The organism is Leptolinea tardivitalis, assembly GCF_001050275.1.
Taxonomy (GTDB): domain Bacteria; phylum Chloroflexota; class Anaerolineae; order Anaerolineales; family Anaerolineaceae; genus Leptolinea; species Leptolinea tardivitalis.
In genome coordinates this window covers 511,586-524,974 of sequence record NZ_BBYA01000010.1, presented here as the reverse complement: position 1 = coordinate 524,974, position 13,389 = coordinate 511,586, and the positions used below count along the sequence as shown (strand labels likewise).

The 13,389-nt window shown below is 50.0% G+C and carries 8 protein-coding genes; 7 read left to right on the top strand and 1 reads right to left on the bottom strand.

Translation table 11 applies throughout. The features are described from left to right. Position 1: 1 nt before the first annotated feature. Positions 2-928, bottom strand: coding sequence for a diacylglycerol/lipid kinase family protein (locus LTAR_RS11870; protein ID WP_062422451.1), 927 nt, complete (start codon positions 926-928; stop codon positions 2-4). 293 nt (positions 929-1,221) lie between these two features. On the opposite strand from LTAR_RS11870, the gene LTAR_RS11865 reads away from it, so the two are divergent. The 7 genes from LTAR_RS11865 (at position 1,222) to gdhA (ending at position 13,310) form a co-directional block, all read left to right on the top strand. Next, positions 1,222-1,599, top strand: a complete 378-nt coding sequence (locus LTAR_RS11865) for a hypothetical protein (RefSeq protein ID WP_062422450.1) — start codon at positions 1,222-1,224, stop codon at positions 1,597-1,599. 120 nt (positions 1,600-1,719) lie between these two features. Continuing rightward, complete coding sequence (gene gltB, locus LTAR_RS11860; protein WP_062422449.1) at positions 1,720-6,369, top strand: glutamate synthase large subunit; 4,650 nt, start codon at positions 1,720-1,722, stop codon at positions 6,367-6,369. Between the two features lie 18 nt (positions 6,370-6,387). Then, a complete protein-coding gene (locus tag LTAR_RS11855; RefSeq protein WP_062422448.1) occupies positions 6,388-7,881 on the top strand; it encodes a glutamate synthase subunit beta in 1,494 nt (497 codons plus the stop codon). A gap of 234 nt (positions 7,882-8,115) precedes the next feature. Beyond that, a complete protein-coding gene (locus tag LTAR_RS11850; RefSeq protein ID WP_062422447.1) occupies positions 8,116-8,835 on the top strand; it encodes a response regulator transcription factor in 720 nt (239 codons plus the stop codon). A gap of 3 nt (positions 8,836-8,838) precedes the next feature. Beyond that, a complete protein-coding gene (locus LTAR_RS11845) occupies positions 8,839-10,128 on the top strand; it encodes a Glu/Leu/Phe/Val family dehydrogenase (protein WP_062422446.1) in 1,290 nt (429 codons plus the stop codon). A 9-nt stretch (positions 10,129-10,137) separates the two neighbouring features. Further along, positions 10,138-11,850, top strand: coding sequence for a PEP/pyruvate-binding domain-containing protein (locus LTAR_RS11840; RefSeq protein WP_062422445.1), 1,713 nt, complete (start codon positions 10,138-10,140; stop codon positions 11,848-11,850). A 104-nt stretch (positions 11,851-11,954) separates the two neighbouring features. Beyond that, on the top strand, positions 11,955-13,310 hold the full coding sequence (gene gdhA, locus LTAR_RS11835) for an NADP-specific glutamate dehydrogenase (protein WP_062422444.1): 1,356 nt from the start codon (positions 11,955-11,957) through the stop codon (positions 13,308-13,310). Positions 13,311-13,389: the final 79 nt, after the last annotated feature.

The following is a 13,389-nucleotide window of genomic DNA, read 5'->3' as shown; positions in this document are numbered from 1 at the left end:
TTCAGTTTCTCAATCCCGGCTGGTAGACCATTTCCAACTTCTGGGGGATAAGTTCAATGCGGATGGAGGACCCTTTTTCACAAACCGTTTCGCCGTCTGCATGCGCCGGAATGGTACCATCCACCGCATGTATTTCAAGTTGATGGGTATGCAGAAAAGTAACAGCCGGATCGCCCTTCTGGGAACCTTTTGTAAATTTGTTAACCAGAGGAAGCAATTCACGCCTCTTTACCTGATTGACCACACAGAGGTCAAAGTGGTTGTCGGTTGGGTTACCCTCCGGCGCCATATAAAAGCCACCGCCCATGCGGATGCCATTCATGATAGAGACCATCAGATAGCGGCCGTTATGTTCACCTTCCGGAGTCACCAGTCGAAGTTTCGGTGCATCGAAATACAGCAATGTGGTTTTTAAGGCAGCCACGATATAAGAGGCAAAACCGGTCAGCAATTTCATCTTGAGCGATTCAAAACCGACAACGGCATCAAACCCCACGCCCACCCCGTTGCCGAAATATCGGCCGTTTGGAAAGTTCTCACCGTACACCCGTCCGGTATCCACTTTGCGGCGGTGATTGGCTGTGATGCACTGGCACGCTTCGGGAATGCTTGCCGGTATGCCCATGCTGTAGGCAAAGTCATTCCCCCGTCCAACAGGGATGACCGCCATGGCGGGCTGGGAACCGTTTTGATGGTCCGCTTCCAGTATGCCATTCAAGACTTCGTTTACCGTACCATCGCCCCCGGCAGCAATGATCACATCAAAACCATTGGCCTGACGAGCCAGTTCCATAGCATGACCTGAGTATTCTGTCCGTCGAATCTCATAGTCCAGGTTGGCTGCTTTAAATTGAGCTTCAATTTCAGGAATTGACCGTTCACCATGTCCACGCCCGGAAATGGGATTGACTATCAGATAATATTTCAAGATCGTCTCCGTTGGAAACTGGAATGGTGTATCTATTTTATTAAATAATACGCGGGATACTCCATTATACAGGGATTGTCAGATTTTCTCTTTTATTAATATTTTTAACCCCTCAAGTTCATCTTGGTTTCAATGAATCTGATTGATAAAAACTCCCTCTTGTAATTGAATAATGAATTTCGTACAATAATGCCTAAATACATACCCGAAATTCAAATTGTCTATTTGTGTGACGGGTACTCTCTATCCCCCTGCATTCATAAAAAATAGAAACAACTCCAGGATTGGTTGCTATGCATTATAGACCAATTGAATTTGCTGTACCTGCTTCCGGCGTATTCTGTTCATCAGTTGAATCTGGCATGGAGGTCTTTTACCAGATCATCAGTTTTATACATGAACCAGTTTCCTCTGTGGAAACACCAATAAATATTACCCATTTGGGTACTATGGAAAACGGACAGTCTGGATATAATGCGACCACTGGTTTTTCAACCAGCAAGGGTTTTATTTACCCAATTGGTCGTAAATGTTTCGTCCTTATGCTTCCTGATGCCGCAAGTTCCTTTCTGAAAATTCGCAACCTTCCTGTTGTTTTTCGTGGCGGTGGGTTCGCCGGCCGTGCCGGGTTACTTTTTCAAGGGCTGCGGTTCCTCTCGTCTTCCAACTGACGTTCCCCAAACCGAGCCATAGTTCATCTGACTGTCCACTGGCGGGCAGTTTTCTTTCCTCTTTTCGTCTGACAGCCTGGAGGCTGTCTTTGGTACAACTGTATCACCAGGATGTGAACCATGATCGAACCCACCCAACAACCCCAAATCGGGCTTCCCCCCAGACAAGGCCTGTACGATCCATCATTTGAACACGATTCTTGCGGCACAGGTTTCGTGGTCAACATCAAGGGGATTCCCTCTCATGAGATCATTTCTTATGCTTTAACAATTCTGGATAATCTGTATCACCGTGGTGCCAGTGGTTCAGAATCGAATACCGGCGATGGAGCCGGTGTGTTGATTCAAACTCCGCACAGGTTCCTGCAACGAGAGTGTAGATACGCCGGGTTTAACCTTCCCGGTCCCCGGTATTATGGTGTTGGGATGCTTTTCATGCCTGTGGATGACGCCCAGCGCGACGCCATGGAAAGGCGTTTTGAAGAAATTGTTTTAGAAGAGGGTCAGCAGGTGTTGGGTTGGCGGACGGTTCCAACAGATGGCAGTCTGCTGGGTGCTACGGCTCGGGCTGCCCAGCCGGTGGTAAGGCAGGTTTTTATCGAACGCAGTCCATACCTTAAAGACCGCATGTCTTTTGAACGCAAGTTGTATGTCATTCGCAAACGTGCAGAACAGATTCTCCGCTATGGAGACATGCCCGGCCACCAGCAATTCTACATATGCAGCCTTTCGTACAAGACTCTGGTGTATAAAGGCATGTTGACCTCTACCCAGGTGCGCCATTTTTACCCTGAACTCTCCGATCCGCTTATGGAAACCGCCCTGGCTATGGTGCATTCCCGTTTTAGCACCAACACCTTCCCTTCGTGGGATCGCGCTCACCCTTGCCGCTATCTGGCACACAATGGAGAGATCAACACCCTGCGTGCGAACATGAACAGTGTAGATGCCGAACAAAGCCATTTTCAGAGCCCCTTGTTTGGCAGCGACATGCCCAAAATTCTGCCTGTTATCAATGCCGATGGGTCAGACTCGGCCATCTTTGACAATGTTCTTGAATTGCTGGTACTCACCGGCCGTTCACTGCCGCATGCCATCATGATGATGATCCCCGAACCCTGGTCACGCCATGAGACCATGAGTGAAGAAAAAAAAGCATTTTATGAATACCACAGCTCCATGATGGAACCGTGGGACGGCCCGGCTTCTATGGTATTCACCGATGGTAACGGCATCGGAGCCACCCTGGACCGCAACGGATTGCGACCTTCCCGGTATTATGTCACCAACAACGATCTGGTCATTCTGGCATCCGAGGTGGGTGTGCTGGACCTGCCCCCTGAATCCATCATCAAAAAAGGCCGATTAGAGCCGGGGCGTATGCTCTGGATTGATACAGAAGACGGCCGCATTGTCAGTGATGAAGAGATCAAACATGAAGTGGCCACCATTCGGCCGTACCGCAAGTGGTTGAATAAATACATGGTGGATCTGGAAGATCTACCTGATCCACAGATGCCGCCCCTAAGCGGCATCGGATTGGAACAGCAGGAAAAGGAACGCCAGCGAAAAGTCCGCCAGTATCAACATGCCTTTGGATATACCTTTGAAGACTTACGCACCATTCTGGCGCCCATGGCCCGCAACGCTATGGAACCGATTGGTTCCATGGGAAACGATACTCCGCTGGCGGTCCTTTCGGATAAACCGCAGTTACTTTACAACTATTTCAAACAACTATTTGCCCAGGTGACCAACCCTCCCATTGATGCCATCCGCGAGGAAATCGTCACTTCCACGGAAGTGATGCTGGGTTCGGAACAAAACCTGTTGGAACCGCGGCCTGAAAACTGCCGCATGATCAAGCTGAAATCTCCCATCATTGATAATGAGGAATTGGAAAAGATCCGCCAACTCAACCGGTTGTATTTCCGAACCGTCACTTTGCCTATCCTGTTCAATCCGGAGGAAGATGGACGGGGTCTTGAAAAGGCATTGGATGACCTGTATAAACGGGTGGATGAGATAATCGCCAATGACGAAGCTAATATCGTCATTCTCTCTGACCGGGGGATCGATGAAAGCCATGCCCCCATTCCGGCCTTGCTGGCTGTTTCCGGGCTTCATCACCACCTTCTGCGCCGGGGCACCCGCACACAGATCGGTCTGGTGGTTGAATCGGCCGAACCGCGGGAAGTACATCATTTTGCCATGCTGATCGGCTATGGAACACTGGCCATTAATCCCTATCTGGCGTATGCCAGTATTGAAGATATGATCAGTCAGGGATTGCTGAGCGGAATCGATTACCACACGGCAGCCCACAATTACACCAAAGCCATCGTTAAAGGTGTTGTCAAGGTAATCTCCAAGATGGGGATTTCGACTATTGCCTCCTATTTTGGATCACAGATCTTCGAAGCCATCGGTCTGAGCAGGGAATTTGTTGACCGATACTTCACATCCACACCATCACGGATTGGCGGTATCGGTATTGACGTGGTTTCGCGCGAAGTGGCCATGCGGCATGCCCATGCCTTCCCCGATCGGGCGGTAAACGGGCGCACTCTGGATTCTGGAGGAAATTACCAGTGGCGGGCAGATGGAGAGCATCACCTGTTCAATCCAGAGACAATCTACAAACTCCAGCAGGCGGTCCGCAATAATGATTATGCCGCTTATAAGGCATATGCCGAATTGATCAATAACCAGGCTGATGGTTTGGCCACATTGCGAGACCTGCTGAAATTTAAATTTGCGGATCAGCCCATACCGCTGGATGAGGTCGAGCCTATTGAATCGATCGTCCACCGTTTTAAGACCGGAGCCATGTCTTACGGTTCCATCAGCAAAGAGGCACACGAAGCATTGGCCATTGCCATGAACCGCATTGGCGGCAAGAGCAATACCGGTGAGGGCGGAGAAGACCCGTCCAGATATGAACCGGACGACTCGGGAGATTCCCGCAACAGTGCCATCAAACAGGTGGCTTCTGCCCGGTTCGGGGTGACCAGCAACTACCTGATCCATGCTAAAGAATTGCAGATTAAAATGGCGCAGGGCGCCAAACCCGGTGAAGGCGGTCAACTGCCGGGAAAGAAGGTTTATCCCTGGATTGCAAAGGTACGTCATTCCACTCCCGGAGTAGGTTTGATATCCCCTCCACCGCATCATGATATCTATTCCATCGAAGACCTTGCTGAATTAATCACTGATCTGAAAAACGCAAACCCTCAGGCGCGCATCAATGTCAAGCTGGTTTCGGAAGTTGGCGTGGGTACCATTGCCGCTGGAGTGGCAAAAGCCCATGCCGATGTCATTTTAATCAGCGGGCATGACGGCGGTACAGGAGCGTCGCCGCTCTCCAGCATCAAACATACCGGTCTTCCCTGGGAATTGGGGCTGGCGGAAACCCACCAGACTCTGGTAATGAACAATTTACGCAGCCGGGTGGTGCTTGAAACAGATGGACAGTTAAAAACTGGCCGCGATGTGGTCATGGCAGCTTTGCTGGGTGCGGAAGAATTCGGTTTCGCCACCGGTCCGTTGGTGGCTCTTGGTTGTGTGATGATGCGTGTCTGTCAGCAGGATACCTGCCCGACGGGTATCGCTACTCAGAACCCTGAACTCCGTAAGAATTTCAAAGGCGATCCACAGCATGTGGTTAATTTCATGTATTTCATTGCCCGTGAAATGCGCGAGATCATGGCGCAGTTAGGCTTCCGCACCGTAGATGAAATGATTGGACGGGTGGATAAACTGGAACCCCGGAAAGATATCAATCACTGGAAAGCCAAATATGTTGATCTCTCTCCACTGCTGCACATGCCTCAGGTTTCTGTAGACACGGATCGGTATGGAACTATCGAACAGAAACATAATCTGGAAAAAGCCCTGGATCGCAAGGTTTTGCTCGATCTTTGTCAACCGGCACTGGAAAAAGGAGAGCGGGTCACGATAGATATGCCCATCCGCAATGTCAACCGGGTTGTGGGAACACAGGTCGGCAGTGAGGTAACCCGCCGGTATGGTCCAGATGGCTTACCGGATGACACCATTCATATGACCTTCCATGGTTCAGCCGGGTTAAGTTTTGGGGCGTTCATCCCGAAAGGGATTACGCTTGTACTCGAAGGAGATTCCAATGACTATATCGGCAAAGGACTTTCCGGTGGAAGGGTGATTGTGCGCCCGCCTGCCGGTTCGCCGTTTGCGCCGGAAGAAAATATCATCATTGGCAATGTGGCTTTCTATGGTGCCACATCGGGCGAAGCGTATGTGAGCGGAGTTGCCGGAGAGCGGTTTGCCGTGCGCAACAGCGGTATGACAGCCGTTGTGGAAGGGGTGGGTGACCACGGCTGCGAATATATGACGGGCGGACGGGTGGTTGTGCTTGGCCGCACCGGGCGCAATTTCGCCGCTGGTATGTCTGGCGGCATTGCCTATGTAATAGATTGGGATGCTGATTTTGATCAGAAATGCAATCAAGAGATGGTTGAGCTCGGTTACCTTGAAGACCCGGCGGAACAGGATGAGGTCAGAACCCTGATTGAAAACCATGCCCGGCTAACTTCCAGTCCGTTGGCTCATCGAATTCTGGCAAAGTGGAATGATGTCAGCCAGAGGATTGTGAAGGTACTGCCAAAAGACTATAAACACGTGCTTGAGGCCATTCGTGAAGTGGAGGCAGCCGGCATTTCCGGAGAAGAAGCTGTGATGGCTGCTTTCCAGCTCAATACCCATGCGCAGGTTCGTGCGAGCGGGAATTAGGGAAGAAAAGAGTTTGATATGGGCAAACCAACCGGATTTATGGAATACCAACGCGAATTGCCGACTGATTTTTTACCGGAAGAGCGAATTCTGCACTGGAAGGAATTTCATCGGCCATTTCCTGAGGAAAAACTGCAAATACAGGCATCTCGTTGCATGGATTGTGGAACACCCTTCTGCCACACAGGCCGGATTTTCAATGGCAGTGCGGCAGGTTGTCCAATCCACAATTTGATCCCCGAATGGAACGACCTGATTTATCACGGCCTTTGGCAGCAAGCCCTGGAACGGCTGAATAAAACCAACAATTTCCCTGAATTCACCGGACGCGTCTGTCCGGCTCCATGTGAAGGTTCCTGCACGCTGGGGATATCGAACCCGCCCGTAACCATTAAAAACAATGAACTGGCCATTATTGAAAAAGGGTTTGCTGAAGGGTGGATGGTTCCTGAACCGCCTGCCCGGCGGACAGGCCAAAAAGTGGCGGTTGTTGGGTCCGGACCTTCCGGTTTGGCTTGTGCTGATTTGCTGAACCGGGCCGGTCATTCTGTTACGGTGTTTGAACGCGCCGATCGAGTTGGCGGCCTGCTCATGTATGGCATCCCGAACATGAAATTGGATAAGTCCATCCTGAAACGCCGGGTAGATTTGATGTCGGCGGAAGGGATTGAGTTTGTCACCCGCACGGAAGTTGGCAGAAATCTGCCTGCCGAAAAACTGTTGATTGATTTTGATGCCGCCGTCCTATGCTGCGGGGCGACCAAACCGCGTGATTTACCGGTGGAAGGCCGACAGTTAAAAGGCGTCCATTTTGCCATGGAATTCCTGACCGGCAATACCCGCAATCTTTTAGGCAGCACTCTGGAAGATGACGGAATGACTGTAATTTCAGCCCGCGGAAAAGACGTGATTGTGATTGGAGGAGGAGATACCGGCACAGATTGTGTCGGTACGGCTCTGCGGCATGGCTGCCGCAGTGTAACCCAGTTTGAAATTTTGGATAAACCTTCACCAGTCCGTCAGGCAGACAACCCGTGGCCGGAGTGGCCGCGTGTTCTCAAAGTGGATTACGGGCAGGAAGAGTCCATGGCCGTCTCTGGAGAAGATCCACGCATTTTCAATGTTCAGACCAAACGAATAGTCGGTGACGATAATGGCAGGGTTAAGGAAATTCACACGATCCAGGTGGAATGGGTCACCGGTGCAAATGGACGCAAAGAACCGCGTGAAATTCCCGGAACGGAAAAAGTGTTTCCCGCGCAGCTTGTACTGATTGCCATGGGTTTCCTTGGTCCAGAAGATCAACTAATTGAAAAACTGGCCATCGCCCGCGATGCACGTACAAATGTACAGGCGGAATACGGCCGATACACCACCAGTGTTCCCGGGATCTTCGCCGCCGGAGACATGCGCCGCGGCCAGAGCCTGGTCGTCTGGGCAATTCATGAAGGACGTGGAGCCGCACGGGAAGTGGATCGTTTCTTGATGGGTGAAACAGAGCTCAAAGGTTAAATTCCCATCATTATTGTTGAGGTACATACTGAGGTTTTACCGGTAAGAAAGAAAAAAGGCAGCACAGGTTTCCGGCGCCTATAAGGGCAGCATCGGAGGGTCGAGGTTGCCTGGGTATCTGAGTCAAGGGTGAATGGGAAAGAAGGAACCAGTAGGATGAAACTGAACCTTCAACGAAGAATCGAAAAGCTACTATACTTGTTAAACCATTCCCTTTACTCTGCAATGGGTTACATGCCGAAAAAATATACGCTGCTTGTTGCAGATCGCGATTCGAAACATATTACATTAATGCGCCATCTCCTGGCTGATGCCGATGTGCGTATTCTTTCAGTGCGCAATAGCGATCTGGCCGTCGAAATGACAGCAAAAGAGCAGCCCGATCTGGTCTTCCTTGAAATGAACCTTGAGGGAGAAATCGATGGCTGCGTAGTTGCCCGCCGCATCCGGGATTTTACCGACGCTCCCATTATTTTTGTCAGTGCCAGTACAGAACCCGATGATATTCTGCGGGCATTCGAATCTGGAGCCGATGATTACATCAGTAAACCTGTGCATGGGAAAATTCTTCTGGCCCGTATGCGGGCTGTCTTACATCGCTGCCAACCGAAAGACGCTATCCCTAAGAAAACGGAGATCGTTTGCGGTGATTTGAAAATTAATATTCCGGGTCGGCAGGTGATGGTGGCCGGGAATGATGTTTACCTGTCTGAAACGGAATTCAATTTGATCCTGGAACTCGCCAGAAACCAGGGACAGGTCTTATTGCATGAGCAATTGCTTTCGGCGGTTTGGGGCAGGCAATATGCCAGTGAGGTTGATTACTTGCGGTCTTATATTCATATCTTGAGGCGAAAATTGGAAAACGATCCACAGCGGCCAAAAATGATCATCAGCAAGCCGGGAGTAGGCTATATGCTGGCGGTTGATATCCCCGCCGGAAAGGGTGAATGAATCATGAGTATTGAAACCTCATACAATATTTTCGAATCGGCTCAAAAACAATTTGACCGCATTGCCGACCTGATCAACCTTGATCCGGCCATGCGAGAATTCTTGCGTATGCCCCGCCGCGAATATTCGTTCAGCCTTCCGGTTTATCTGGACAGCGGTGAAACGAAGATTTTCCGGGGCTACAAAGTGCAGTATAACGACGCCCTGGGTCCTACCAAAGGCGGCATTCGTTTTCATCCTCAGGAAACGTTGGATACTATCCGGGCACTCTCCATGTGGATGACATGGAAGTGTGCAGTAACACGTCTGCCGCTGGGAGGAAGCAGCAGCGGTGTGGCGGTGGATACTCATAATCTTACTCCAAAGGAACAGGAACGTTTATGCCGCTGCTTTGTCCGTCAAACAGCCTATTCTTCCGGCCCCGAATGGGATGTGATGGGCCCTGACATTATGACGGGTCCGCAGCATATGTTGTGGATGCTGGATGAGTATGAAGCCATTCATGGGGTAAAAAGCCCCGGTTTCATTACCGGAAAACCGGTTGGATTATCAGGCTCAAAGGGGCGCAAAGAAGCCCCAGGTTTTGGTGTAATGATCGCCGTCCGTGAGGCCTTGAAAGAACTTGGTTTGGATATCAAGAAAACCACAGCCAGCGTACAGGGATTTGGCACCGTTGGGCGGCATGCGGTTCAACTTTATACGCAAATGGGCGGCCGGGTGACCTGTATTGCCTGCCTGAACCACACCGACCACACATCGTATGCTTTCCGGAAAAAAGACGGCATTGATTTTGAACAGATTTCAGCGATCACCGATCCGTTCGGCGAGATCAACAAGGAAAAAGCCATTAATATGGGCTGTGAGTGCCTGCCGGGTGACGCCTGGATTGAGCAGGATGTTGACATTCTGGTTCCGGCAGCCATGGAAAACCAGATCAGGCCGGATAACGTGGAAAAGATCAGCCGGCGGGTAAAAATCCTTGCCGAAGCGGCCAATGGTCCAACCGATATGGATGTTGATCCTGTATTGAAAGACCGGGAAATTCATGTGATCCCAGATATCCTTGCCAATGCCGGCGGGGTGGTTTGCAGTTATTTTGAGCAGGTGCAGAGCAATATGAATTACTACTGGTCGAAAGATGAAGTGCTGGGTAAATTGGATACCCATTTAACATCTGCTTATTTTGATGTAAGCACGTTTGCGCGCAAACATAACCTTCCCATGCGCGATGCGGCATATATGGCGGCGATTGATCGAGTGGCTCTTGCCTGCCAGGAACGCGGCTGGGTTTAATATATCTTCATGTTTGACACGTTCCATTTCATTGGATTGAAGCAGGGTTATTCAATCCTGGATGATTCTGAGGATACTCGCGCAGAAATTGGCGGCAAAGCGCTGGGACTCCTCTCGATGCAAAATGCCCTCTCCGAGATAAATGGTTCAATTCCCGGAATCACAGTAGATATTCCTTCATTTACTGTTGTGGGAACCAGTGTTTTCGAGGCCTTCATCGAACGAAATGATCTGGCGGATATTGCCAGAAGTGACATGCCGGATGAACGCATAACGTATGCATTCATGAATGCCGATATGCCATTTGAAGTACTGGGTGAACTTCGCAACCTGGTGATGAACCTGACCACGCCGCTGGCTGTGCGTTCATCAGGTTTTCTTGAAGATGCCGCGCGCCGGCCGTTTGCGGGCGTTTATGCTACAAAAATGATTCCCAACAACCAGCATGACCCGGATGTCCGCTTCCGAAAATTATTGGAGGCCATAAAATTTGTTTGGGCTTCCACGTTCTTCAAAATCTCAAAAGACTACTGCCGGGCAACTGGTCTGGATATCTGTACCGAAAAGATGGCCGTCATATTACAGAATATGGTGGGCAAACGGCATAGCGACCATTATTACCCTGAACTGTCGGGTGTTGCCCGGTCGTTCAATTACTATCCCATCAAACCAGCCAGGCCGCAGGATGGCGTGGTGGATCTGGCGCTTGGTCTGGGAAAAACGATCGTGGATGGGGGAAAAACCTGGTCATTTTCTCCCGCGTATCCCAAACGTCCACCACCATTCGAGTCGGTGGATGAAATATTCTCTGAAACCCAGAACGAATTCTGGGTGGTGAATATGGGTGAACTCCCCGAATATGATCCGATCAAAGAGACGGAGTACATGCAGAGACTGAACTTACAGGCAGCAGAAGAAGATGATGTGCTGCAATATCTGGCTTCCACCTATGATCCCATTTCTGAACGTTTTTCTGCCGGGCTCGGGTTCAAAGGCCCCCGTGCCTTGACGTTTGCCCCGCTGCTGGCGTTGGATATCTTACCGCTCAATTTGCTGATCAAATCTGTGCTGGCCTGTTGCGAAAAAACTCTAAGGACCCCGGTCGAAATTGAATTTGCCATGACGTTTAACCCACACCATTTCGCCCTTCTGCAGGTGCGGCCGATGGTTATTCCCACCGTCCATCTGCAAGTCTCAGACAGGGATCTTTCAAATTCCAAAAATCTGGCGGCTTCAGAACTTGTGCTCGGAAATGGAAGTGTGAATGATATTGTTGATGTCGTTTACGTCAAACCAGACAAGTTCGAATTGAAATATACCCGTCAGATTGCCGAAGAATTGGAGATCATCAACCGGCATCTTCTGATGGAAGAACGGCCGTATATCTTGATCGTTTTTGGCCGCCTGGGAACATTCGATCCCTGGTTAGGAATCCCTGTCACCTGGGGGCAGGTATGCGGCGCAAAGGTGATTGTGGAAGCTACGCAGGAAAATGTCAAAGTTGAACTCAGCCAGGGTTCGCATTACTTCCATAACATCATAAATCTGGGAGTCTTATATTTCTCCATGCCATTCAACTGTCCACGGCGTGTAAAGTGGAAATGGCTGGAAAAACAAAAAATTGTGCGAGACATGGAATTCGTCCGCCAAATACAGACACCGTTACCCTTTAAAATCAAAGTGGACGGCCGCAGCGGCAGGGGTGTGATCTGCTGTCCGTAATTTTTATGAAATTTTGATTTTTTACCCCTCAATTTTTATAAAATTCCAATCCTCCTGATGATAAAACTGGTCATCAGATTTAGTCGGGAGGATGAAGAAGCCTTATGTCAGTGATTCAGGATGTTCTTGCCAAACTTCAGGAAAAAGACAGCGGTCAGGTTGAATTTCTACAGGCGGCCAGAGAAGTATTGACTTCACTGGAACCAACAGTATCCAAACACCCTGACTTTGTTAAAGCAAAAATATATGAACGTATTGCCGTTCCCGACCGGGCTATTCTTTTCAAAGTACCCTGGGTGGATGACAGCGGTGAGGTACAGGTCAACCGTGGTTTCCGCATCCAGTTCAACAACGCCATCGGACCTTATAAGGGCGGACTTCGGTTCCACCCGTCTGTGAATATTGGCATTATTAAATTCCTCGGATTTGAACAAATCTTCAAAAATTCCCTGACCACACTGCCCATGGGCGGTGCTAAAGGCGGTTCTGATTTTGATCCCAAAGGTAAATCAGATGGCGAGGTCATGCGGTTTTGCCAGGCTTTCATGCGCGAACTGTACCGCCATATCGGTCCTGATACAGATGTTCCGGCCGGTGATATCGGTGTAGGCGCCCGCGAGATCGGGTATCTCTACGGGTATTACTTGAAAATCGTCAACCAGAATGCCAGCGTATTGACCGGCAAAGGACTGGAATATGGCGGCAGTCTTATCCGTCCTGAAGCCACCGGCTATGGTTCTGTCTATTTTGCCTCTGAAATGCTGGGCACCCGCAAACAGGAAATTGCCGCCAAAACAGCCGCCGTCAGCGGATCGGGTAATGTGGCACAATACACCGTCGAAAAGCTCATCCAGCTTGGCGCCAAACCCATCACTCTGTCTGATTCAAATGGCACCATAGTGGATGAATCTGGAATCACGGCTGAAAAGCTGGCCTACGTTCTCGATCTTAAGAACTATCGGCGCGGACGGATCAGCGAATATGCCGCGAAATTCAACGTTCCATTTTTTGCCAATAAGAGTCCATGGGATGTGATCAAGGAACAAAATCTCAAAGTGGATTTGGCGTTCCCGTCTTCCCATGAAAATGAAATTGAAGCTGCCCATGCCGAGGCAATGGTTAAAAACGGCTGTTTCTGTGTTTCCGAAGGCGCCAACATGCCGACTACACTCGATGCCGTGGATATCTTCCTGGAAAAGAATGTGCTCTATGGTCCTGGAAAGGCAGCCAATGCCGGTGGTGTGGCTGTTTCCGGCCTCGAGATGTCTCAAAATGCTATGCGCCTTACCTGGTCTCGCGAAGAAGTAGACCAGCGTCTTCAGGGCATTATGAAGAATATTCACCAATCCTGCCTTGAGGCTTCTGAAGCGTACGGTGCAAAAGGGAATTATGTGGTTGGTGCCAATATCGCCGGTTTCTTAAAGGTAGCCAAGGCCATGCTGGCTTACGGAATTGTCTAAAATAAAATACGCGTCTGGTTTTCAGGTGGTCAATGATCGGGGCTCAACGCTCCGATCATTAATTTCTTCTCACTGGAGT

Coding starts and splice junctions, on each gene's coding strand:
- LTAR_RS11865 (WP_062422450.1), top strand. CDS start 1,222: ATGCATTATAGACCAATTGAATTTGCTGTACCTGCTTCCGGCGTATTC.
- LTAR_RS11840 (WP_062422445.1), top strand. CDS start 10,138: ATGTTTGACACGTTCCATTTCATTGGATTGAAGCAGGGTTATTCAATC.
- gdhA (WP_062422444.1), top strand. CDS start 11,955: ATGTCAGTGATTCAGGATGTTCTTGCCAAACTTCAGGAAAAAGACAGC.
- LTAR_RS11855 (WP_062422448.1), top strand. CDS start 6,388: ATGGGCAAACCAACCGGATTTATGGAATACCAACGCGAATTGCCGACT.
- LTAR_RS11850 (WP_062422447.1), top strand. CDS start 8,116: ATGCCGAAAAAATATACGCTGCTTGTTGCAGATCGCGATTCGAAACAT.
- gltB (WP_062422449.1), top strand. CDS start 1,720: ATGATCGAACCCACCCAACAACCCCAAATCGGGCTTCCCCCCAGACAA.
- LTAR_RS11845 (WP_062422446.1), top strand. CDS start 8,839: ATGAGTATTGAAACCTCATACAATATTTTCGAATCGGCTCAAAAACAA.